The organism is Fundidesulfovibrio magnetotacticus (genome assembly GCF_013019105.1).
GTDB lineage: Bacteria > Desulfobacterota > Desulfovibrionia > Desulfovibrionales > Desulfovibrionaceae > Fundidesulfovibrio > Fundidesulfovibrio magnetotacticus.
Genome location: NZ_BLTE01000004.1, coordinates 84,706 through 104,481 on the forward strand (window position 1 = coordinate 84,706; position 19,776 = coordinate 104,481).

The following is a 19,776-nucleotide window of genomic DNA, read 5'->3' on the forward strand; positions in this document are numbered from 1 at the left end:
AAAGCCCCCCCCGTGGCAAGTGTGCCGCCGGGCGGTCCGGTGCGGGGATTTCCCATAGCCGTCGCCGATGCGGAGGGATGTCCGCCATCCCGACAAGCGATTGGATCAGTCGATCGAACTCATTTAGAAGCGCCAGAAGGAGGGCGGTCATGGACGCAGGGACCTGCCGATCGAACACGGGCGCTACGCCGCATCCTGTCCGCGCGGGCCTGGGCGAATGGGCCGACCGCATCGTCAGGGCGGGGCTGGCCCTGGCCTTCCTGGCCGCCGGGGCGGTGAAGCTTGGCAACCCCGAGGTGTTCGCCGTGACGGTGCGGGCCTTCGGCATCCTGCCCGACGCCCTGGTGGGGCCGCTCTCGGTGGCGCTGCCCTGCCTGGAGGTGGCCGCCGCCGTACTGCTGCTCCTGGACATGCGCTGGGGCCTGGAACTCACCACGGCGCTGCTCCTCGTCTTCGTGGCCGTGCTGGTGCACGCCCTGCGCATGGGCCTGGACATCGACTGCGGCTGCTACGGCCCCTCGGACCCGGAGCGCGAGGCCTTCGGGTCCATCCGGCAGGCCCTTTGGCGCGACGGGGCCATGCTGGCCGCCGCAGCCTTCCTGTTCTGGCGCGGACGCAGGGCGCGCCGCGCGACAGGCACCCCGGCGTGAGGCGCGCCGGGGCCTGGAGAGACGTTGCAACACCGCCGGGCGGGGCGTCCCGTGGCGGAAACCGTAACCACTCGACCGACTGGAGGAAGATCATGGCGTTTCGTTTCGCGTTGTCGCTGGTGGCCTTGCTGGCCATCCTCACCGCCGGAGGGGCCGGCGCGTTCGCCAAGGACATGTTCGAGGAAGAGGTGGACAAGGAGGCCGTGTCCGTCAAACTGGCCCGGGAGACCGTGAAGGGCGGCTATCCCCTTGTGACCGCCGACGAACTGAAGAAGCTCCTGGACGAGAAGAAGCCCGTGCTCGTGGTGGACACCATGCCCTACGAGGCCTCCTTCAAGAAGGAGCACGTGCCCGGCGCGGTGTCCTTCGAGTTCCCCATCGAGCCCATGCCCGAGTGGGACGCCGCCAAGACCGGCGGCAAGAGCGTGAAGGACTTCGAGGCCCTGCTCGGCCCCGACAAGAACCGGGCCATCGTGTTCTACTGCGGCTTCGTCAAGTGCACGCGCAGCGACAACGGCGCGCTGTGGGCCAAAAAGCTGGGCTACGCCAACGTCTCGCGCTTCCCCGGCGGCATCTACGCCTGGAAGGGCGCCAAGTACCCCGTGGAAGAGGTGAGGTAGGCCCGCTCGACGCTACGCCTTCGAGGCCCGGTCCCGTTTGCGGGGCCGGGCTTTTTCGCGCCGCGCTCGCAGGCGCCCGGGGTGAAAAAGTCCCCTCCGCCCTAAAGACCGGGGCGGCGCTGCCGATAAGAGGGGTGAAGCGGCGCGGTCCGTTCCCCGGGGAGGTGACCATGACCAACGACATGAGCGGTGTGTCCGGAACGTCCGGAGCGACTCTCGACGCCAAGACCTCCAAGCAGCTTTTCGGCGCGGGCGTGGTGAAGACCACGCTGGACTACATGAACGCGGGGGGCTCCGGCTCCGGCAAGTTCAACGCGGACTACGACTTCCAGACCAAGGTCCTGGAGGGCGCGTACATGGCCAAGGGGCTCAATATCAACGGGAAAGTGTAGGGGGTGGCCCCGCCGCGGCTTCCTGCGCCGGGCCTCCGCGAGGAGGCCCGGCGTTTTGCGTCCAAGGGGCCTGGCGGCGCGCGCCGCACGTCGATTGCGCCTCCCGGCGGGGATGCTTCCGGGGCGGCTACGCCGTCTCGGTGAGGTAGTCGGCGTTGACCAGGTTCTGGGGCTGCCCGGCCAGGAAGGCCCGGATGTTGGCGGCCGTGATGCTCATGAGCCGCTTGCGCGCCGTGAGCGAGGCCCAGGCCATGTGCGGCGTGATCAGGCAGTTGCGCGCCTCCAGCAGGGGGTTGGCCGGGTCGGGCGGCTCCACGGCCAGCACGTCCAGGGCCGCCCCGGCAAGATGGCCGGAATTGAGGGCCCGGGCCAGATCCGCCTCGTTGACCAGCCTGCCCCGCGCGGTGTTCACCAGGAAGCCTCCGGGGCGCATGAGGCCCAGCAGGCGGGCGTCCACGAAGGAGTCGTTGCCCTTGGTGAGGGGGCAGTGCAGGCTCACCACGTCGGAACGCTCGAAGAGCTCCTCCAGGCCCACGAAGGCGAAGCCCGGCGCGTCCAGGGGCTCTTTGGGCCTGGGGGCGTGGGCCAGGACGTTCATGCCGAAGGCCGCGCCCAGCTGGGCCACGCGCCGCCCGATGGCCCCGAAGCCCACCACGCCCAGGGTCTTGCCCGCCAGTTCGACCTGGGGGGTGTCCCAGAAGGTGAATTCGCCGCACCGGGTCCACTCGCCGGAGCGCACCAGGGAATCGTGGGTTTCCACGCGGCGGCACAGGGCCAACAGCTGCGCGATCACGAACTGGGCCACCGACTCCACGCCGTAGCCCGGCACGTTGGAAACCGGGATGCCGCGCGCTCCGGCGTGGGCCACGTCCACCACGTCGTAGCCCGTGGCCAGCACGGCCACGAAGCGGCAGTCGGGGAGGCGGTCCAGCACGGCGGCGGGCAGGCGGGTTTTGTTGGTGAGCACGATGTCCGCGCCCCGGGCGCGCTCGACGGTGAACTCCTCGGGGGTGCGGTCGTGCAGGGCGAAAGCGCCCAGGGCGGCCACCTCGTCCCAGGGGTTGTCCCCGGGGTTGAGGGTGGCCCCGTCCAGAACGACGATGTTGGGCTTTGGGTCCATGGGGCTCAGTTGGAAGGGGTGTAGAGTTCGAATTCCCGGGCGAGCACCTCGCCCTCGGCCGTTTCCACGCGCAGTTCCCAGTGGCCGCTCACCAGCTCCCAGGGCTGGGAGGCGGTGAAGATCACGTCGAAGGTCTGCCCCGGGCTCAGGGTGACTTCGGAGACGTATTCGTTGCGCGGCTTCTCCGCGCCCGGCTCGATGAGCCCCGGCGTGGCCGTGACCACCCGGGCCTTGAGCGGGTCGGCGGGGCCTTCCTTGCCGTCCTTGACGCGCACGCGCATGCCGAAGCTCACGCCCGGGTCGCGGGGCACGCCGGTGGTGGTCTTGGCGAGCGCGCCGTTCTTGTAGATGCCGTATTCCACCACTTCGAGGCGCTTGGGCGGGTCGCCCAGGCCGATCATGGAGCAGGAGGCCAGAAGCATGCAGGCCAGGAGAAGCGCGAAGGAACGCATGGTCACCTCGATGGGGCCGCCCCGACGCTGTGACGCCCCGCCCGGCGGGGCGCTTCCCGGGCGGTACGCGGCCAGGGCGCGCGCCCGGAGCCTCCGGGCGGGGATTCCCTGCCGCCCCGGCACCATACAGCAATCGCGCGCCCCTGCAAACCCGGCCCCGGCCTGCGCGCCCGAGGGGAGAGAAAGCCGTTGAACGAACAAGGGGGAACTGCTAGCGTCCCGGTCGGGGCCGAGATACAAGATGTTTCAGGTGTGGTGATGAATCTTACGCTGCAGCAGACGGACCTTCTCAAGGAACTGATCAACATCGGAGCGGGCAAGGCCGCCGGGCTGATCAACCAGATGGTCGGCGTCCATGTCCGGCTTGAACTGCCGGAACTAATCGTCGTTCCCCCCGGGGAGACGCCCGACTTTGCGGGACGCGGCTTCGAGGAAGTGCTCTCGGCCGTGCGCCTGGGCTTCCGGGGGGCGTTCACGGGCTGGACGGGCCTGGTGTTCTCCAGGAACAGCGCCAACTGGCTGGTCTCCCAGCTTCTGGGGCAGGTGGACACCCCCCCCATGGACCTGGACTCCCTGCGCATCGGGGCCATCCAGGAGGTGGGCAACATCGTGCTCAACGGCGTGATGGGCTCCATCGTCAACGTGCTGGGCGAGAACGTCGGCTACTTCCCGCCGGACTACTTCGAGAGCGGCATCCAGGACATCCTCACCTCCGGCAACGCCTCGGAGCGCGTGGTGCTGCTCATCAAGGCCCGCTTCCGCCTGGAAGACGGCGTGGCCGACGGCGACATCCTCATCTTCTTCTCCATGGACACCTTCGAGAGCCTCGTGCGCTCCCTGGACAGGCTCCTGGCGCAGGCTGGCGCATGAACGCCGCAGGCGTTTCCTGCGGCCCCTTCGACGCCATGGACTTCCTGCCCATGGGCATCCTGGTGCTCGAGGAGGACTTCACCGTCAGCTTCTGGAACGCCTGCCTGGAATCCTGGACTGGGCTGTCCCGGGAGGAGGTGCTGGGGCGCGACGCGCGCCAGCTCTTCCCGCAACTGGGACGCCCCCTGGTGACCTCGCGCATCCGCGAGCTCTTCCGAGGCGCGCCCCCGGCGGTGTTCTCCTACCACTTGCACAACCACCTGCTGCCCGCGCGCCTGCCCGACGGGTCGCTCCGGCTCCAGCACTCCGTGGCCTACGGCGTGCCCTCCTGCGAGGCGCAGGTGAGACACGTGGTGCTTTCCCTCCAGGACGTGACCGAAATCCACAACCGACTCCAGGAGAACCTGCGCGTGAAGCTGAGCCTCGAACAGGAGGTGAAGCGGCGCAAGCGCGTGGAGGCCAAGCTGCGCGAGCTGGTCACGCAGGACATCCTCACGGGCATCGCCAACCGGCGGGCCTTCCTGCACACCCTGCACCGGGAGGTGCGCCGCTGCCGCAGGCACGGCCACGCGCTCTCGGTGGCGGTGCTGGACCTGGACCACTTCAAGGCCATCAACGACCACTGGGGACACCTGGCCGGCGACGACGCCCTGAAGACCTTCGTGCGCGCCTGCTCCGACGAGCTGCGCGGGGCCGACACCTTCGGCCGCCTGGGCGGCGAGGAGTTCGGCCTGATCCTGCCCGAAACCGACATGGACGGGGCGCAGGTGCTGGCCGGGCGCATCCTGGAGCGCGTGCGCGCCATATCCATCACCTGGCCCGGCGGGACGATCCGCTTCACGGTGAGCCTGGGCCTTGCGGAGCTTGCACCCGAGGACACCCTGGAGACCCTTTTCCTGCGCGCCGACCAGGCCATGTATCAGGCCAAGGCCAAGGGCCGCGACAGGGTGGAGCGGGCCTAGCGTCGCGATTTTGAAAAACATGAATCTGTTTTTCAAAATGAAAAACAATGGTTTTGGGTGATTGTCTCGATAATCCGCATGGACGGATTGTGAGGGCGCACCGCTAGGCGTTCTTTTCCCCGGCCGCGCGGCGGGCCAGAAAACGCGGATCAAGGATCAGGCGCATCTCGCCTTCCTCGCCCAGGGCCGCGCCCAGGAAGCAGTCCTGGGAGAGCAGCTTGCGGTCCAGGGGCTTCACGAGCACCTGCACCAGCCCCAGCACCTCGTCCACCGCCGCCCCGAAGCGCTCCCCGGCGTGGGAGGCCACCACCACGTGGCACACCGGCGCGGCGTCGCCCCGAACCCCCAGCAGCTTGTCCAGGCGCAGGCAGCACGTGGCCCTGCCCTCCAGCGCGAAGGTGGCCGCCTCGCCCCGCTCCGGCGGGCGGGGGGCCTCCTGGCAGGATTCCACGCACTCCATGGGAAAATAGAAAAGTTCCTCCCCCACGCGCACGCGCAGGCACTCCAGGAGCGAAAGGCTCAAGGGCGCGCGCAGCTCGAAGGACGTGCCGCGCCCGGGGGAGCTCGTCACCCGCACGGAGCCGCCCAGTTCCTCGATGGAGGCGCGCACGGCGTCCAGGCCCACGCCCCGGCCGGACACGCCGTCCACATGCCGCGAGGTGGAAAGCCCGGGAGCGAAGATCAGGTCCAGGGCGTCGTCGAGGCCCGGCTCTCCGCCCCGGCGGACCAGTCCGGAGCGTTCGGCCTGGGCCAGCACGGCCTGGGCGTCGATGCCCGCGCCGTCGTCCGCCACGGTCACGATCACCTCTCGGCCGTCCTGGCGCACGTCCAGCACGATCTCGCCCCGAGGGGGCTTCCCGGCCATGAGCCGCGTCTGGGGCGTCTCCAGGCCGTGGCGCACGGCGTTGCGCAGCAGGTGCACCAGGGCCGGTCCCAGTTGCTCGATGAGGGCCTTGTCCATCTCGGTCTTCTCGCCCTGGACGCGCAGGGCCACATCCTTGCCCGAGGCGGCGGCCAGGTCGCGCACCATGCGGCGGTAGCGCGGGGTGACGCTGGAAAAGGGCAGCAGGCGCATCTCCAGCACGCACTTGCCCATATGGCCCAGTTCGCGTTCCAGGTCCGTCACCATTTCCAGGTAGCGCGCGTCGTCGTTCCGGCGTGCGGCGGCGGCGAGGAGGGCCTGGGTCTGCATGGCCTCTCCCAGGCGGTCGAGCAGGGCGTCGAGCCGGGCGGGAGAGACGGAATAATTGAGGTCCTGCGGCTCCGAGACGACCGCTTCGGGCTCGATGGGGCACCCGCACGGGGAGGAGGGGTCTTGCTCCGCGCCGTCCTCCAGCCAGGGGGCCAGGGCCGACAGGGAAAGCAAGGCCTCGCCGGGGCCGCCGCCCAGGCTCATGAGCGCGGCCTTGAGGGAATCAAAGGCCGCCAGCAGCGCGGTGACGATGGAGGGCGAGCCTTCCAGGCGGCCGTCACGCAGGGCCTGGAGCACGGTCTCCATCTGGTGGCAGTGTCCGGCCAGGGCGGCCAGGCTCAGGGTGGCGGCGTCGCCCTTGACGGTGTGCACGGCCCGGAACACGGCCTCCACGGCCTTCAAGGCGTCCTGGGGCGGAGCGGACTCCAGGCCCAGGAGCGCGGTTTCGGCCTTGGCCAGCTGGTCCAGGCAGCTGTCGCGGAAGATGGCCAGAAGCGCCGGGTCGGTCATGGCGTGCGGGTCGGCGGTGCGGGGGGCCGGTATCAGCCGGGGAGCATGCGGGAGAGCACGCCGTTCACGGCGGCCTCGTCCACGGGCTTGTTGAGCACCTCGGCCGCGCCCAGTTCCAGGCAGCGCGCCCGGGTGGTGTGCTGGATGTCGGCCGTGATCACCACCACGGGGAAGGCGACGCCCCTGGCGTGGAAGGTTTCCAGAAGCTCCAGGCCGGAGAATTCGGGCATGTTGAGGTCCATGATCACCAGGTCGGGCGTGCGGGCCTCGACCAGTTCCAGCAGCTGGCGACCGTTGGCCGCCTCGACGGTTTCGTGGCCGCGCTCGCTGACGATCTTGCGCAGGAAGAAGCGTTGGAACATGGAATCGTCCGCAAGGGCAACAAGGGCCATGATGTCCTCCATCAAGCGTGTCGGACGATCATATGCCCTTGCTGGCGGGCGCACAACCGCAATCCGACCCGGTGTGGCGGGCGCGCGTCGGTTTTTTCGGCTTCTTCGCGGGTTTGGCGTGTCCGATTCGCCGGGAGTGGTTGCGCGGAGGTGGCGTTCCGGTTACATTGCAACCCAATGTGGTGAACCGGCCGCTCCCGGGGGAGCGGAGTCGTTTGGTGGTTTGGGCTTCGCGGATCAACCTCTAAAGACATTCAGGGAGACCGGCATGCTCGACGTTCTGAAAAACCAGCGGACCTACGCTCTCATCGGCCACGGCGGTTGCGGCAAGACCACCGTGGCCGAAATGCTTTTGTATGTCGCCGGGGCCGTCCCGAAACTGGGCAAGATCGAAGACGGCACCACCACCCTGGATTACGAGCCCGAAGAGATCAAACGGCGCGGTTCCGTGCAGCCCGGCTTCGCCACCTTCCAGTGGCAGAAGAACCGTCACTTCCTCATCGACACCCCCGGCGACCTCGCCTTCACCGGCGACCTGGGCTACGTGCTGGCCAGCGTGGACGCCGTCATCTTCGTGGTGGACGCCGTGGACGGCGTGAAGCCCCTCACGCGCAAGCTCTGGCAGGAGGTCTCCAAGTTCCGCCTGCCCACCATCTTCCTCATCACCAAGATGGACCGCGACCGCGCCGACTACGAAATGGCCCTCAACGGCATCAAGAACCAGCTGGGCGTGAAGCCCTTCCTCCAGAACGTGCCCATCGGCAAGGCCGAGAGCTTCTCGGGCGTGGTGAACATCGTGGAGAACAAGGCCTACGGCTTCGACGCCTCGGGCAAGATCAGCGAGGTGGCCATCCCCGCCGACATGGTCGAGGAGATCGAGGGCCTGCGCGAAACCATGATGGAAGAGATCGCCGTGTGCGACGAAACCCTCATGGAGCGCTACCTGGAAGACCCCGAGTCCGTCTCCCAGGCCGACCTGGAGGCCGCCATGCGCAAGGCCGTGGTCTGCGCGGAGATCTACCCGGTGATGGTGGCCTCCGGTCTCAAGTGCATGGGCGGGCAGCGCATCCTCAACGCCGTGCAGGTGTTCTTCCCCTCGCCCCTGGACACCCCCGTGGGCGAGAAGGTGGTGGAGGCCGAGGACGGCTCCTTCGTGAAGGTCTCCCCCGACGCGCCCCCGGCCTGCTTCGTGCTCAAGACCCAGTTCGACCAGTTCGCGGGGCAGCTCTCCATCATGCGCGTGCTCACCGGCACGGTGACGCCCGACGCCACGCTCCTCAACATGCGCTCCGACGCCAAGGAACGCTTCGGCGGCCTGCTCACCATCACCGGCAGCCAGACCACCCCCTGCAAGGAGCCCGTGGGCCCGGGCGCCATCGTCGCCGTGGCCAAGCTCAAGGAGACGCGCACCGGCGACACCCTCTGCGAGGAGAAGCACCCCTTCAAGTTCCTCAAGCCCAAGCTGCCCGAGCCCATGATCTCCTACGCCCTGGCCCCGGCCGAGAAGGGCGACGAGGACAAGGTGTTCCAGGCCATGGGCAAGCTCCTGGACGAGGACGTGGCCCTGCGCCTGACCCGCAACGAGGAGACGGGCGACATGCTCCTCTCCGGCCAGGGCCAGAGCCACGTGGAGATGGCCGTGGAGAAGGCCAAGCGGCGCTACAAGGTGGGCATCGTGCTCAAGGCCCCCACCATCCCCTACCGCGAGACGGTGCGGGGCAAGGTGGAGGTGCAGGGCCGCCACAAGAAGCAGACGGGCGGTCGCGGCCAGTTCGGCGACTGCTGGATCAGGATGGAAGGCAAGCTGCGCGGCGAGGGCTACGAGTTCGTGGACGCCATCGTGGGCGGGTCCATCCCGCGCCAGTACATCCCGGCCGTGGACAAGGGCGTGCAGGAGGCCTCGGTGCGTGGCCAGCTGGCGGGCTACCCCATGGTGGACTTCCGGGTGGAGCTCTACGACGGCTCCTTCCACACGGTGGACTCCTCCGAAATGGCCTTCAAGATCGCGGGGGCCCTGGCCTTCAAGGCGGCGTGCGAGAAGCTGAAGATGGTGCTCCTGGAGCCCATCGCGCTGGTGAGCGTGTCCATCCCCGACGACTTCATGGGCGACGTGATCGGCGACCTTTCGAGCCGCCGGGGCAAGGTGCTGGGCAGCGACGCCGTGGGCGGCGTGACGGAAGTGCAGGCCCACGTGCCCATGAGCGAGATGCAGGAATACGCCAAGACGCTCAGCTCCATGACGGGCGGCCAGGGCGCGTTCACCATGGTCTTCGACCACTACGAGGACGCCCCCCCGCCGGTGGCCGAAAAGGTGATCGCCGAGGCCAAGAAGGCGCGGGAAGAGAAGGAATAAGCGGCGCAGCCTGGAGCCGCGACGCGAGAGGCGAAGAAAAGACGACAGAATGAAGAAACCCCGGGGGCGACCCCGGGGTTTCTGTTATTTAATATACGGATGCATGTCGGTTTGTGTTGACTGTTCGGTTCACAGTTGAAAGAATTGACGGAAAAATGGGGGTATGTGTTATTGGTTTATGTCAGTACTTTCATGAAGATCGGAAGAGTCATCGTAGTCGCGAACTTGGGCTAGGGCGCAACCCGGCTGAAATTATTACCAATCACATTCCCTGGTGTTCTCACCCGAAATCGCCCGTACCAAGGGAGATGGCGAATTGCATCGGTGGGCCTAGTTTGCTGAAGTGCAGGGGGGATGTTGATTGTTGCATGCTCGATGAGGCTGAGCGATCGATGTAGGACCATTGTCTTTTACAAACCAGGTGGGTGCCTGGGCAGCGCATTAACGTCTCGTCTGGCAGAACAGAATGTGCCCAATGCGCAAGTTACGCCGTCCTCTCCGCCTCCAGGGCCTTGCAGGCCAACGTCACCACCTTGGGGATCAGGCGCGCGCCCTGTTCGTAGTAGATCACGGCGCGGCGCGTGATGCCCATGGCCTCGGCCACGGCCGCCTGGGTCAGGCCCAGGCGCTTGCCGCAGACCGGCTTTCCGGATGAACGTCTGGACAGGTCGGCTTCTCGTGTGTAGTATTATACTATACGAATTGGCCCGAGGCTCCCCATGAAGAACGCCGCCATCAACGTCAAGATCGACCCAGAACTCAAGGCCCAGGCCGAGGCCGTGCTGCATGGCATCGGGCTCTCCACCAGCACGGTCATCGGCATGCTCTTCCGGCAGATCGTCTACCAGCAGGGCCTGCCCTTCGAGGCGAAGCTCCCCAACGAGGAGACTCTCCAGGCCATGGAGGACGCCCGCTCCGGAAAGACCCGCAAGGCCCCTAGCGGCGCGGATTTGATCGCCCGCCTCCGGGAGAGAGCCGATGCCGCCCAGAAGTCTTCGCAGCACCGGCAAGTTTGAGAAGGATTATGTCCGCATGGCCAGACGGGGCAAGCCGGTGGCCAAACTGGACGCGGTGATTTTGCTTCTCGAAGCGGGCGATCCCTTGCCGGCGCACTTCAAGGACCATGCCCTGACAGGCTCCTGGAAGGGGTTTCGCGACCTGCATATCGAGCCGGACTGGATTCTCATTTACGCGGTGGACCAGGACGAAGTCATTCTGACCCGCACGGGAACTCACGCGGACCTGTTCCGCTGAACGTTCTTGGCCGCAGGCCGGACGGACCAGGCTGCCACGCCGCCCTCTTCGCCCCCGCCTTGCCCGCCGCTCCCCCCTGTGCCATATCCCCGCCCAGGCACGGCGTTGCCGCCCCTCGGCGGACGTTTGAACCGGGAAACGCGGGAGACGCACGCGAATGGCTCGCATCGAATGGCACGAAGGCCTGGCCCTGGGCATCGAGACGATCGACCGGCAGCACCGCACCCTGCTCACCCTCTGCAACAGGCTTCTCGACGCCGTGCGCAAGGCCGACGAAAAGGCCGTGGCCGCCGCCTTTCGCGAGCTGCGCGAGTACACCTTCTCCCACTTCAACGCCGAAGAGGACTACATGCAGTCCGTGGGCTACCCGGGCCTGGGCAGCCACAAGCTTCTGCACGTCGAACTCAAGCGCGACGTGAAGTACTTCCAGGACGTGGTCTACAGGAAGGGCGACCTCACGGAGGCCCAGATCGTCGAATTCCTGAAGCACTGGCTCCTCGACCACATCCTCCAGTACGACCTGGACATCCGCAAATGGACCCGCGCCGAGGGCAAAGCGACCTGATCCGGCCGGGACGCCCGCCCGCGCGCGTCACCCGGCCGTGAACCCGTGCGCGTAGGCCGTGGCGAGGCGGCCAAGGACGCCCGACCGCCCGCGCGCGTCACCCGGCCCGGCCGGTGTCCGGCGCGTGCAACCGGCACGTCAGACGTTCGATCCTGCCCTGGCGGATGACGGCGCGGTTGTGGATGAGCACGGGATCGGGCAGGCCCGTCTTGTCGAAATCGCCGTCCACGCGGGTGATGAAGGTCGTTTCGCCGTCCTGCTCCCGCAGATCCAGCAGTTCCAAGCGCAGGTTGACGGCAGCGATGTCCCGCTCGGCCCAGCACTTGATGGCCTCCAGGCCGGAATACTCACTCCCGGCGTCCACCACGCGCGCCTGCGGTGCGAAGCATGCGGCGAAGGCCTCCAGGTCCGCAGCGTTGGCCGCCGCGATCCAGACTTCGACCAGTTCTTTTGGAGTGTTGTTCATGCCACGTCTCCCGTCGCTCGGATGGTGAAGACCGTCTTGCCGTGCGTGCGGCCCTGCTCCATGTCCCGGAAGGCTTCCTCCGCGCGTTCGAGGGGCAGCACGCGTCCGATCTCCGGGGTGACCCGGTTGGCGGCCAGGAAGCGCATCATGGCCCGGAAATCCTCCAGGCTGCCCATGATGGACCCGCGCAGCGTGATCTGCCGGGCGATGAGGGGCAGAAGGTCCAGCGAGACCTTCATGCCCGAGGTGCCCCCCGTGACCACCACCGTGCCGCCGCGTTCCACCCACTCCAGGGAATGCTCCCATGTGGCCGCGCCCACGTTGTCCACCACGGCCTGGACCTTGCGCGGCAGGGGCTCGCCGGAGGCGAAGACCCGGTGAGCCCCAAGCTTTTCGGCAAGCTCCCGCCCGACCGGATGGCGGCTGGTGGCGAACACCTCGAAACCCGCGGCCCGGCCAAGCTGGATCAGCGCCGTGGACATCCCGCCCGAAGCCCCCTGGACCAGCAGCGTGCCCCCGGGGCGCAGGCCCGAGGCGTGGAACAGTGCCTTCCACGCCGTGAGCCAGGCCGTGCCCAGCACCGAGGCGTGCAGGGGCGAAAGCCCCTCGGGCAGGGGCACGGCGTTGCGCCGGGGCACGGCGGCAAAGCGCGAGAACACGCCCTGGGCGAATTCCCCAAGGATGGACCATTCCGGGTCCAGGGTCTCGTCGCCGCGCCAGCCGGGCGAGCCCAGCATGGGGTAGAGGGCCACGGGCGTGCCGTCGTCCAGGAGCCCGGCCCCGTCGTTGCCCAGGATCAGGGGGAAGGCGAGCCCCCGCGGGTGGGCCGTGATGCCGCGAAGGGTAAAGAGGTCGTGCCGGTTCAGGCTGGCGTGGGTCATGCGCACGCGCACCCAGCCGTCCGGGATGTCGGGATCTGGGCGCTCACCCAGTCGCAGGGCGGCAAGCGGGTCTTGAGGGGAGGGGTGGTCTGCGTAGACGGCGAACATGGCGTGCTCCTTTGGTGTTGGCGGACCGGTCGCGGCCCGGGAAGCACCCTAAGGGCATGCCCTGTCAGAATCCGTCAGGAGCGTTCCGCGTCCGTCATGCGCTCCCGCCAGGCCTTGAGCAGCGCGCCCCTGCGTCCGGGGTAGGTCTCGCCCGTGGGTCTGGCATCCAGCACGCGGTCCGTGCGGAAGGTGCGCACGTCGCCGCGCAGTTCGCACCAGGCCGCCACCACGCGGGCCTGGTCCAGGAATCCGAGCGCCAGCGGCCAGACCACGCGCTCGGAGCGCAGGCCCTGGGCATCCTCGTAGGCGATGCGCACCTTCTCCTGGTCGCGGATGGCAGCCCGCCAGCGGTCCAGTCCCACGCGGCCCTCGGGGAACCCGGGGCCGCGCGGACCGGGCAGCACCGAGGGGTTGCGCAGGACATCCAGGCCCGAGGGCGGCAGCACGGCCTCCACCTTGGCCAGGGCGCGGGAGGCGGCCCCGGCCAGGAGCGGGTCGCCCAGGCGGTCCACGGTCTCCAGGCCAAGGAGCACGGCCTCCAGTTCCTCGCGCGTGAACATGAGCGGCGGCAGGAAGTAGCCGGGGCGCAGCATGTAGCCCTGCCCTGCCTCGCCCTGGATGGGCGCGCCCTGGGCCGTCAGGTCCGCGACGTAGCGGTAGAGGGTGCGCTCCGACACGCCCAGCTCCCCGGCCAGGAAGCGCGCCGTGGCCGGGCGCGAGCGGCCGCGCAGCAGCTGGAGCAAGGTCAGCAGGCGCGCGGAGCGGGACACGCGTCCTCCCTCCCGGCCAGCATGGCCCGCAGCGCCGCCAGCGGCCCGTGCGGATTGCCCGCGCGCCACACCAGCGACGTGGCCGCCCGGGCCACCTCGGGCGGCAGGGCGTGCAGGCTCACCCCGGGAACGCCCGAGAGCACCCCCGCCACCGAGCGCGGCATGATGGCCACCCCCATGCCCGAGGCCGCGCAGCCCAGCATGGTCTGGTAGGAGCCCAACTCCACCACGCGCCCCGGCGCTCCGGCCGCGCCCGCCCATTCCTCCAGGCGTCGGCGGTAGGCGCAGCCGTGTTGGAACACCAGCAGGGCGCTCCCGGCCAGGTCGGCGGGCTGGCGGATGGGCGCGCGTCCGGCCGGGGCCGCCAGCACAAGCTCCTCCTCGAAGGCGGGCAGGCGTTCGATGCCCGGCTCGGTGACGGGCTCGCTCACGAAGGCGGCGTCCAGCTCGCAGGCCTGCACGGCGCGCAGCAGATCCCCGGTGGTCCCGGAGCGCAATTCCAGGCGCACGTCGGGATGGCGCGCGTGGTAGGCCCCCAGCAACTCCGGCAGGCGCGAGGCCGAGGTGCTCTCCATGGCCCCCAGCCGGAACGGACCGGCCGCCCGGCCGCCGGAGACCGCCGAGCGGGCCTCCTCGGCCAGGTCCAGGATGCGCCCGGCGTAGTCCAGGAGCGTGCGCCCGGCCGAGGTGAGGAGCATGCGCCGCCCCCGGCGCTCGAAAAGCTCCACGCCGAGGGAATCCTCCAGCCCGCGCAGCCGCGCCGAGACGCCAGACTGCACCTTGTTGAGCCTGCGCGCCGCGCCCGTGACCCCGCCGGAGCGGGCCACGGCCTGGAAAACCGTGAGGTCCGTGAGGTCCATTGTTCACCTTTTGCGAATGGCAGATTCAGTAATGATCATTTTACACGAAGGTCCAGGAGGGTGCAAGGTGAGGGCGAGGGGAGCGGGAAGCCGCCTGCTCCGGCCTCGAAGGAGTCGCATGCGCAAAGGGTATCTCACGGGGCTCACGGTGGTCGGGTTCTGGGCTGCGTTCATGCTGGTGAGCCGTCTGGGATTGGCCGGACCCACGGCGCTCTCGCCCTGGGACATCCTGGCGCTGCGCCTGGCGGCGGCGTCGCTTACGCTCGCGCCCTTCTGCGGCGGGCTGGGCCGGGAGGTCTGGGGCTCGTGGCGGGTGTGGACCCTGGCGGCCCTGGGCGGACCGGCGTATGGTCTCACGGTGTACTGGGGGTTCCGGCTGGCCCCGGCCACCCACGGGGCGCTCCTGTTTCCGGGCGTGCTGCCCTTCGCCGCGGCCTTCCTGGGCTGGGCGCTCCTGGGCGCGCGGCCCGGGGCGGCGCAGTGGCGCGGCCTGGGGCTGGTGGCCCTTGGCCTGGCGTGCCTGAGCTGGGTCTCGTGGAGCGGGGGCGCGGGCGAAGGCGTGCGGGCGGGGGACGCGCTTTTTCTTGCGGCGGCCCTGAGCTGGGCGCTCTACGGGGTGCTGGCCCGGCGCTGGGGCGTGGCGGCCTGGACGCTCACCCGGGCGGCGGCGGTGTGCGCGGCCGCGCTCTACCTGCCGGTCTACGCGCTCTGGCTGCCCAAGGGTCTTGCCGGGGCAGGCTGGCCGGAGCTGGCGGGCCAGGCCCTCTATCACGGCGTGGTGACCACCGTCTTGGTGATGTGGCTCTACCTGCGCGCCCAGGAATCCCTGGGGCCCGCGCGCATGGGGGCGCTGATGGCCCTTGTCCCGGCGGTGTCCGGGGGGCTGGCGGCGCTTTTGCTGGGCGAGGAACTGCCCCCGGCCCTGGCCGTGGGGCTCGCAAGCGTGAGCGCCGGGGCCTGGCTGGCCTCCGGGGCCGCGAAACCCTCAACAGGAAGGAGCGTGCCGTGCCCTACGTGAACATCAAGATTACCCAGGAGGGGGCCACCCCCGAGGCCAAGGCCAAACTCATCGAGGGCGTCACGGCCCTGCTGCGCGACGTGCTGGGCAAGAACCCCGCCACCACGGTGGTGGTCATCGACGAGGTGCCCACGGACAACTGGGGCATCGGCGGCGAGACGGTCACGGTGCGTCGCGCCCGGGGGGCCTGAGCGCCGGGGCCGGGAGCCGGGGCGTACGCGGGCGTGCGCCCCGCGCCGGTCAAGACCCCAGGATCATGTCCGCCAGGTCGTCCCCGAAGGCCCGGGCCTTGTCCATGGCGGCCTGGTCGCGGACCACGCCGCCCGGGGGGTAGTGGCACTGGGGGAACAGGCGCGAGAGGTAGGGCGAGCCGATGCGCTTGGCCGGGATGGCCCATTGCCTGTCCAGCACCTCCAGGTTCTCTTCCACGATGCCCCCGCCCGTGGCCAGCAGCGCCCAGGGCTTGCCCGCCAGGGGCGAGATGAGCGAGTGGTCCGGTGCGAACTTGATGAGGCTGAAGATGCGGTCGATGAACGCCTTCACCTGGGCCGGGTGGCTGAACCAGTAGACGGGCGTGGCCAGCACCAGGGCGTCGAAACCGGGCAGGGAGTTCACGGCTCGGGCCAGGGCGTCGTCCACGTGGCAGCCGTAGCCCGGGCTTTTCTGGCATTTGTGGCAGGCGATGCAGCCGGGGTGGCTGAACTCCAGGCGGGGGGCGTCGATCTCGCTGGGCGTCACGCCCCGGGAGGCCAGGCACTCCATGGCCGCACGGGCCAGCGCGGCGGTGTTGCCCTTCCTGCGGGGGCTGCCGAGGACGAAAACGGCGGTCTTGCTCATGGGCTCCTCCGGGGTCAGTGGGATTCGACGAGGCGGGCCGTTCCGGGGCGTCCGCCCGTGAGCGCCAGCCTGCGGGCGTGGAAAGCCTCCAGGGTGCCCCTGTGGCCCACGCTCACCACGGCGGCGTGGGGCAGGGTCTCGCGAAGGAGGGCGTAGAGGGCCTCCTCCCCGGCCTCGTCCACGGCCGAGGTGGCCTCGTCCAGGAAGACGAAGTCCGGGGCCTGGAGGATCAGCCGGGCGAAGGCCAGACGCTGCTGTTCGCCGGGGGAGAGTTCCTGGGGCCAGTAGGCCGTGTGGTCCAGGCGCTCGCCCAGGCGCTCCAGGCCGCAGAGGGCCAGGGCCTGGCGCATGGCCTCGTCGGGGATGCCCTCGTGCGGCGAGGGGTAGCTGAGCGTCTGGCGCAGCGTGCCCAGGGGCAGGTAGGGCCGCTGGGGCAGGAACATCAGGGAATGGTCCCCGGGAAGCAGAATGCGCCCGCGCCCCTCGGGCCAGAGACCGGCCACGGCGCGCAACAGCGTGGACTTGCCCGAACCCGTGGGGCCGGTGACCAGCAACGTGTCGCCCGGCTCCACGCGCAGGTGCACGCCGCGCAGCAGGGGCTCGCCGCCGGGGAGGTCGATGTCCACGTCGAGCAGATCCAGCACGGGCCAGGCGCCGACCTCGGAGCGCAGGGCGTCCGGGTTCTCGCGCCGTGCGCGGGCCTCGTCCATGGCGCGGCGGAAGGTGGTCAGGCGGTCCACGGTGGCCTTCCAGGAGGCCAGTTCGGTGAAGGCGTCCACGAACCAGCTGAGCGCGCCCTGCACCCGGGCGAAGGCCGAGGCCGTCTGCATGAGCCCGCCCAGTTGGATGGCCCCGGAGAAGTAGCGCGGCGCGGCGGCCAGGAAGGGGAACACCACGGCGGCCTGGGCGTAGGAGTTGGTGAGCCAGGCCAGGGCCTTGCGCCGTCTCATGATGGCCCACCAGTTCTGCACCACGTTGGCGAAGCGGGCGCGGAAGATGCCCGCCTCGTCGGCCTCGCCGCTGATCAGGGCCACGCCCTCGGCGTTCTCGCGCAGGCGCACCAGGCTGAAGCGGAAGTCGGCCTCGTAGCGCTGCTGGTTGAAGTTGAGCGTCACCAGGGGGCGGCCCACGCGCTTGGTGAGCCACGTGCCCAGCACCGCGTAGCAGAGCGCCACCCAGACCATGTAGCCGGGCACGCTGAACGCCCGGTCCCACAGCGTGAACTCCAGCGACCCCGAGAGCCCCCAGAGTATGCCGATGAACGAGGCCAGCGAGACCACGGCCTCCAGGAACCCCAGCGTGAGCGTGAGCGTCTGGGTCACGAAGGCCCCGATGTCGTCGGCCATGCGCTGGTCGGGGTTGTCGGTGGCGCTTCCCCTGGTCTGGAGGTCGTAGTAGACGCGGTCCTTGAGCCACTGCTCCAGGTGGCGCTCGGTGAGCCAGCGCCGCCAGCGGATCTGGAGCATCTGGTTCAGGTAGAGCTGGTAGACCGCCACCACGATGTAGGCGAAGGCCAGCAGGCAGAAATACCCCAGCTGGCGGTAGAAGCCGTCCAGGTCGCGGTTCTGGAGGGAGTCGTAGAAGGCGTTGTTCCACTGGTTGAGGAGCACGGTGATGAACACGAGCGTGAGGCTCATGCACACGATGACCGCCAGCAGGCCGCGCCCGGCCCAGCGGTCCTCGGAGAACCAGTAGGGACGCGCCAGACGCCAGATGTCGCGCAGGAATTCGAGACGTTTGATCATGGGCGGGCACATAGCAGCAGGCGCGGGGGAACGCCAGCGCGGACGTTTGACGCGCAAGCCCGCTGCGACTAGGAGATGCCCATGGAAACGAGGGCTTGACGCCGGAGCCCCGGGGCCGTATCGCCCCCGCTTCCAGAAGAGAGGACATCCATCATGCGATTCGTGGACGAAGCAGTAATCACCGTGGCCTCGGGCAAGGGCGGCAGGGGCTGCGTGGCCTTCCGGCGCGAGAAGTTCATTCCCTTCGGCGGCCCCAACGGGGGCGACGGGGGCGACGGCGGCAACGTGGTGTTCCGCGTGTCCCCGAGCCTGCTCACCCTCTACGACCTGCGCCTCAAGCGCCGCTACGACGCCAAGAACGGCCAGCCCGGCCTGGGCAGCCAGTGCAACGGCCGCAACGCCGAGGATCTGGTGATCGAGGTGCCCCAGGGCACCCTGATCCACGAGCTCTCGGAAGAGGGCGAGCGCCTGGCGGCGGACCTCACCGACATCGGGCAGGAATGGGTGGCCGCGCACGGCGGCCGGGGCGGCAAGGGCAACATGCACTTCAAGACCTCCACCAACCGCGCCCCGCGCTTCGCCCAGCCCGGCGAGCCTGGCGAGGAGAAGCGCCTGCGCCTGGAGCTGCGCCTGCTGGCCGAGGTGGGGATCATCGGGCTGCCCAACGCGGGCAAGTCCACGCTCATTTCGGCGGTGTCGGCGGCAAGGCCCAAGATCGCCTCCTACCCCTTCACCACGCTCACCCCCAATCTGGGCGTGCTCCAGGGCGAGGACGGCGCGCAGCTGGTGGCCGCGGATATCCCCGGGCTCATCGAAGGCGCGCACGCGGGCCAGGGCCTGGGACACGACTTCCTCAAGCACGTGTCGCGCACGCGCCTGCTGGTGCACCTGCTCTCGGCCGAGGAGATCCAGGGCGACAACCCACTGGCCGGATTCGACCTGGTGGACGAGGAGCTCGTGCGCTACGACCCGGGACTGGCCGAACGCCCCCAGCTGCGCGCGGTGAACAAGGCCGATCTCCTGGCCCCCGATGCCCGCGAGGCCGTGCTGCGCGCGGCCCGGGAACGGGGCATGGAGCTGCGCCTGATCTCCGCCCTCACGGGCGAGGGCCTGGAGGAATTGGTGGCGGCCATGTGGGAAACGACGGCTAAGCTCAAGGAGACAAACACATGAAACGCGTTCTTCCGTTGTTGGCTTTCCTGATCTTGCTTGCGGGCTGCTCCGCCGTGCCGCCCCAGAGCGTGACGCTCGCGCCCCAGGCCAAGGTTCCCACGGGCAACGTGGGCAAGGGCAAGACCGTGGCCCTGCAGGTCTCGGACGCGCGTCACGGCCAGCCCATCGGCTACCGCAACGCGGACGGCTCGCGCACGGCGGCCATCACCGTGGAAGGGGGCGACCTCTCCAAGCCCGTGGGCGAGGAAGTGATGAAGACCCTCTCCAACCTGGGCTTCAAGCCCGTGCCCTGGCAGGAGGGCGCGCCGCTCTCCCTCTCGGTGACGGTGCGCGAGCTGGCCTACACGGCCCAGTCGCTCACGGTGACGCGCAAGGTGACGGTGAAGTGCGTGCTGTCCGCCCGGGTGGTCAACGGCCCCGGCCGCTGGGAGGGTTCCTACCCCGTGACCCACGAAAAGGAGATGGCCCTGGCCCCGGACGAGAACGCCAACGCGCGCATGCTCAACGACGTGCTGAGCGAGTCGCTCTCCATGCTCCTCTCCGACCCGGAGATGGTGCAGTACCTGGGCAAGGACAGGTAGCGGCC

The 19,776-nt window shown here is 69.2% G+C and carries 24 protein-coding genes; 13 read left to right on the plus strand and 11 right to left on the minus strand.

Going from position 1 to position 19,776, the window contains the following annotated elements:
• The first annotated feature begins 149 nt into the window (after positions 1-149).
• From NNJEOMEG_RS06040 to NNJEOMEG_RS06050, 3 genes are all read left to right on the plus strand, one after another.
• Entirely contained in the window at positions 150-650 is a 501-nt protein-coding gene (locus NNJEOMEG_RS06040) for a MauE/DoxX family redox-associated membrane protein (protein ID WP_173082347.1), read from the plus strand.
• A gap of 92 nt (positions 651-742) precedes the next feature.
• Complete coding sequence (locus tag NNJEOMEG_RS06045) at positions 743-1,270, plus strand: rhodanese-like domain-containing protein (protein ID WP_173082349.1); 528 nt, start codon at positions 743-745, stop codon at positions 1,268-1,270.
• 170 nt (positions 1,271-1,440) lie between these two features.
• Positions 1,441-1,662 carry a hypothetical protein gene (locus NNJEOMEG_RS06050; protein WP_235956851.1) on the plus strand — a complete coding sequence of 74 codons (222 nt, stop codon included), beginning with the start codon at positions 1,441-1,443 and terminating at the stop codon, positions 1,660-1,662.
• Between the two features lie 127 nt (positions 1,663-1,789).
• Here NNJEOMEG_RS06050 and NNJEOMEG_RS06055 read toward each other — a convergent pair whose 3' ends face one another.
• Complete coding sequence (locus NNJEOMEG_RS06055) at positions 1,790-2,782, minus strand: D-2-hydroxyacid dehydrogenase (protein WP_173082351.1); 993 nt, start codon at positions 2,780-2,782, stop codon at positions 1,790-1,792.
• A 5-nt stretch (positions 2,783-2,787) separates the two neighbouring features.
• Positions 2,788-3,234 (minus strand): DUF3859 domain-containing protein, encoded by a 447-nt coding sequence (locus tag NNJEOMEG_RS06060; RefSeq protein WP_173082353.1) that lies wholly within the window; start codon positions 3,232-3,234, stop codon positions 2,788-2,790.
• A 258-nt stretch (positions 3,235-3,492) separates the two neighbouring features.
• Here NNJEOMEG_RS06060 and NNJEOMEG_RS06065 point away from each other — a divergent pair, with 258 nt between their 5' ends.
• Positions 3,493-4,104 (plus strand): chemotaxis protein CheC, encoded by a 612-nt coding sequence (locus NNJEOMEG_RS06065; protein WP_173082355.1) that lies wholly within the window; start codon positions 3,493-3,495, stop codon positions 4,102-4,104.
• Positions 4,101-5,066, plus strand: a complete 966-nt coding sequence (locus tag NNJEOMEG_RS06070) for a sensor domain-containing diguanylate cyclase (RefSeq protein ID WP_173082357.1) — start codon at positions 4,101-4,103, stop codon at positions 5,064-5,066. The genes NNJEOMEG_RS06065 and NNJEOMEG_RS06070 overlap by 4 nt, the downstream gene beginning before the upstream one ends.
• 103 nt (positions 5,067-5,169) lie before the next feature.
• Here NNJEOMEG_RS06070 and NNJEOMEG_RS06075 read toward each other — a convergent pair whose 3' ends face one another.
• Both NNJEOMEG_RS06075 and NNJEOMEG_RS06080 read right to left on the minus strand, forming a co-directional pair.
• A complete protein-coding gene (locus tag NNJEOMEG_RS06075) occupies positions 5,170-6,768 on the minus strand; it encodes a chemotaxis protein CheA (protein ID WP_173082359.1) in 1,599 nt (532 codons plus the stop codon).
• A gap of 32 nt (positions 6,769-6,800) precedes the next feature.
• Entirely contained in the window at positions 6,801-7,160 is a 360-nt protein-coding gene (locus tag NNJEOMEG_RS06080; protein ID WP_173082361.1) for a response regulator, read from the minus strand.
• 268 nt (positions 7,161-7,428) lie between these two features.
• On the opposite strand from NNJEOMEG_RS06080, the gene NNJEOMEG_RS06085 reads away from it, so the two are divergent.
• On the plus strand, positions 7,429-9,513 hold the full coding sequence (locus tag NNJEOMEG_RS06085) for an elongation factor G (RefSeq protein WP_173082363.1): 2,085 nt from the start codon (positions 7,429-7,431) through the stop codon (positions 9,511-9,513).
• 484 nt (positions 9,514-9,997) lie between these two features.
• On the opposite strand, the gene NNJEOMEG_RS06090 is transcribed toward NNJEOMEG_RS06085, so the two are convergent.
• Complete coding sequence (locus NNJEOMEG_RS06090) at positions 9,998-10,180, minus strand: helix-turn-helix domain-containing protein (RefSeq protein WP_308464630.1); 183 nt, start codon at positions 10,178-10,180, stop codon at positions 9,998-10,000.
• Between the two features lie 52 nt (positions 10,181-10,232).
• Here NNJEOMEG_RS06090 and NNJEOMEG_RS06095 point away from each other — a divergent pair, with 52 nt between their 5' ends.
• The 3 genes from NNJEOMEG_RS06095 (at position 10,233) to NNJEOMEG_RS06105 (ending at position 11,332) form a co-directional block, all read left to right on the plus strand.
• The gene (locus tag NNJEOMEG_RS06095) at positions 10,233-10,529 is read left to right on the plus strand and encodes a type II toxin-antitoxin system RelB/DinJ family antitoxin (RefSeq protein WP_173082367.1); all 297 of its coding nucleotides are present in this window, start codon (positions 10,233-10,235) and stop codon (positions 10,527-10,529) included.
• A gap of 16 nt (positions 10,530-10,545) precedes the next feature.
• Complete coding sequence (locus tag NNJEOMEG_RS06100) at positions 10,546-10,767, plus strand: type II toxin-antitoxin system YafQ family toxin (protein WP_235956852.1); 222 nt, start codon at positions 10,546-10,548, stop codon at positions 10,765-10,767.
• Between the two features lie 157 nt (positions 10,768-10,924).
• Entirely contained in the window at positions 10,925-11,332 is a 408-nt protein-coding gene (locus NNJEOMEG_RS06105; protein WP_173082371.1) for a bacteriohemerythrin, read from the plus strand.
• A 97-nt stretch (positions 11,333-11,429) separates the two neighbouring features.
• Here NNJEOMEG_RS06105 and NNJEOMEG_RS06110 read toward each other — a convergent pair whose 3' ends face one another.
• From NNJEOMEG_RS06110 to NNJEOMEG_RS06125, 4 genes are all read right to left on the minus strand, one after another.
• Positions 11,430-11,798, minus strand: a complete 369-nt coding sequence (locus tag NNJEOMEG_RS06110; protein ID WP_173082373.1) for a nuclear transport factor 2 family protein — start codon at positions 11,796-11,798, stop codon at positions 11,430-11,432.
• Positions 11,795-12,787 carry a quinone oxidoreductase family protein gene (locus tag NNJEOMEG_RS06115; protein ID WP_173082375.1) on the minus strand — a complete coding sequence of 331 codons (993 nt, stop codon included), beginning with the start codon at positions 12,785-12,787 and terminating at the stop codon, positions 11,795-11,797. The genes NNJEOMEG_RS06110 and NNJEOMEG_RS06115 overlap by 4 nt, the downstream gene beginning before the upstream one ends.
• Positions 12,788-12,861: 74 nt before the next feature.
• Entirely contained in the window at positions 12,862-13,557 is a 696-nt protein-coding gene (locus NNJEOMEG_RS06120) for a helix-turn-helix transcriptional regulator (protein ID WP_173082377.1), read from the minus strand.
• A complete protein-coding gene (locus tag NNJEOMEG_RS06125; RefSeq protein WP_173082379.1) occupies positions 13,533-14,417 on the minus strand; it encodes a LysR family transcriptional regulator in 885 nt (294 codons plus the stop codon). The genes NNJEOMEG_RS06120 and NNJEOMEG_RS06125 overlap by 25 nt, the downstream gene beginning before the upstream one ends.
• Before the next feature lie 118 nt (positions 14,418-14,535).
• On the opposite strand from NNJEOMEG_RS06125, the gene NNJEOMEG_RS06130 reads away from it, so the two are divergent.
• Entirely contained in the window at positions 14,536-15,435 is a 900-nt protein-coding gene (locus tag NNJEOMEG_RS06130) for a DMT family transporter (protein ID WP_173082381.1), read from the plus strand.
• Positions 15,423-15,626 (plus strand): tautomerase family protein, encoded by a 204-nt coding sequence (locus tag NNJEOMEG_RS06135; protein WP_173082383.1) that lies wholly within the window; start codon positions 15,423-15,425, stop codon positions 15,624-15,626. Before NNJEOMEG_RS06130 ends, NNJEOMEG_RS06135 begins: the two co-directional genes overlap by 13 nt.
• 49 nt (positions 15,627-15,675) lie before the next feature.
• Here the strand turns inward: NNJEOMEG_RS06135 and NNJEOMEG_RS06140 are convergent, their stop codons facing one another.
• Both NNJEOMEG_RS06140 and NNJEOMEG_RS06145 read right to left on the minus strand, forming a co-directional pair.
• Positions 15,676-16,272 carry a flavodoxin family protein gene (locus tag NNJEOMEG_RS06140; RefSeq protein WP_173082385.1) on the minus strand — a complete coding sequence of 199 codons (597 nt, stop codon included), beginning with the start codon at positions 16,270-16,272 and terminating at the stop codon, positions 15,676-15,678.
• 14 nt (positions 16,273-16,286) lie between these two features.
• Complete coding sequence (locus NNJEOMEG_RS06145) at positions 16,287-18,017, minus strand: ABC transporter ATP-binding protein/permease (protein ID WP_173082388.1); 1,731 nt, start codon at positions 18,015-18,017, stop codon at positions 16,287-16,289.
• Positions 18,018-18,170: 153 nt separating this feature from the next.
• On the opposite strand from NNJEOMEG_RS06145, the gene obgE reads away from it, so the two are divergent.
• Positions 18,171-19,190, plus strand: a complete 1,020-nt coding sequence (gene obgE / locus NNJEOMEG_RS06150; protein WP_173082390.1) for a GTPase ObgE — start codon at positions 18,171-18,173, stop codon at positions 19,188-19,190.
• A complete protein-coding gene (locus NNJEOMEG_RS06155) occupies positions 19,187-19,771 on the plus strand; it encodes a YajG family lipoprotein (protein ID WP_173082392.1) in 585 nt (194 codons plus the stop codon). Before obgE ends, NNJEOMEG_RS06155 begins: the two co-directional genes overlap by 4 nt.
• Positions 19,772-19,776: the final 5 nt, after the last annotated feature.

Coding starts and splice junctions, on each gene's coding strand:
- NNJEOMEG_RS06110 (WP_173082373.1), bottom strand. CDS start 11,798: ATGAACAACACTCCAAAAGAACTGGTCGAAGTCTGGATCGCGGCGGCC.
- NNJEOMEG_RS06080 (WP_173082361.1), bottom strand. CDS start 7,160: ATGGCCCTTGTTGCCCTTGCGGACGATTCCATGTTCCAACGCTTCTTC.
- NNJEOMEG_RS06050 (WP_235956851.1), top strand. CDS start 1,441: ATGACCAACGACATGAGCGGTGTGTCCGGAACGTCCGGAGCGACTCTC.
- NNJEOMEG_RS06040 (WP_173082347.1), top strand. CDS start 150: ATGGACGCAGGGACCTGCCGATCGAACACGGGCGCTACGCCGCATCCT.
- NNJEOMEG_RS06115 (WP_173082375.1), bottom strand. CDS start 12,787: ATGTTCGCCGTCTACGCAGACCACCCCTCCCCTCAAGACCCGCTTGCC.
- NNJEOMEG_RS06060 (WP_173082353.1), bottom strand. CDS start 3,234: ATGCGTTCCTTCGCGCTTCTCCTGGCCTGCATGCTTCTGGCCTCCTGC.
- NNJEOMEG_RS06070 (WP_173082357.1), top strand. CDS start 4,101: ATGAACGCCGCAGGCGTTTCCTGCGGCCCCTTCGACGCCATGGACTTC.
- NNJEOMEG_RS06145 (WP_173082388.1), bottom strand. CDS start 18,017: ATGATCAAACGTCTCGAATTCCTGCGCGACATCTGGCGTCTGGCGCGT.
- NNJEOMEG_RS06055 (WP_173082351.1), bottom strand. CDS start 2,782: ATGGACCCAAAGCCCAACATCGTCGTTCTGGACGGGGCCACCCTCAAC.
- NNJEOMEG_RS06095 (WP_173082367.1), top strand. CDS start 10,233: ATGAAGAACGCCGCCATCAACGTCAAGATCGACCCAGAACTCAAGGCC.
- NNJEOMEG_RS06045 (WP_173082349.1), top strand. CDS start 743: ATGGCGTTTCGTTTCGCGTTGTCGCTGGTGGCCTTGCTGGCCATCCTC.
- NNJEOMEG_RS06075 (WP_173082359.1), bottom strand. CDS start 6,768: ATGACCGACCCGGCGCTTCTGGCCATCTTCCGCGACAGCTGCCTGGAC.
- NNJEOMEG_RS06155 (WP_173082392.1), top strand. CDS start 19,187: ATGAAACGCGTTCTTCCGTTGTTGGCTTTCCTGATCTTGCTTGCGGGC.
- NNJEOMEG_RS06130 (WP_173082381.1), top strand. CDS start 14,536: ATGCGCAAAGGGTATCTCACGGGGCTCACGGTGGTCGGGTTCTGGGCT.
- NNJEOMEG_RS06105 (WP_173082371.1), top strand. CDS start 10,925: ATGGCTCGCATCGAATGGCACGAAGGCCTGGCCCTGGGCATCGAGACG.
- NNJEOMEG_RS06100 (WP_235956852.1), top strand. CDS start 10,546: ATGGCCAGACGGGGCAAGCCGGTGGCCAAACTGGACGCGGTGATTTTG.
- NNJEOMEG_RS06125 (WP_173082379.1), bottom strand. CDS start 14,417: ATGGACCTCACGGACCTCACGGTTTTCCAGGCCGTGGCCCGCTCCGGC.
- NNJEOMEG_RS06085 (WP_173082363.1), top strand. CDS start 7,429: ATGCTCGACGTTCTGAAAAACCAGCGGACCTACGCTCTCATCGGCCAC.
- NNJEOMEG_RS06065 (WP_173082355.1), top strand. CDS start 3,493: ATGAATCTTACGCTGCAGCAGACGGACCTTCTCAAGGAACTGATCAAC.
- NNJEOMEG_RS06140 (WP_173082385.1), bottom strand. CDS start 16,272: ATGAGCAAGACCGCCGTTTTCGTCCTCGGCAGCCCCCGCAGGAAGGGC.
- obgE (WP_173082390.1), top strand. CDS start 18,171: ATGCGATTCGTGGACGAAGCAGTAATCACCGTGGCCTCGGGCAAGGGC.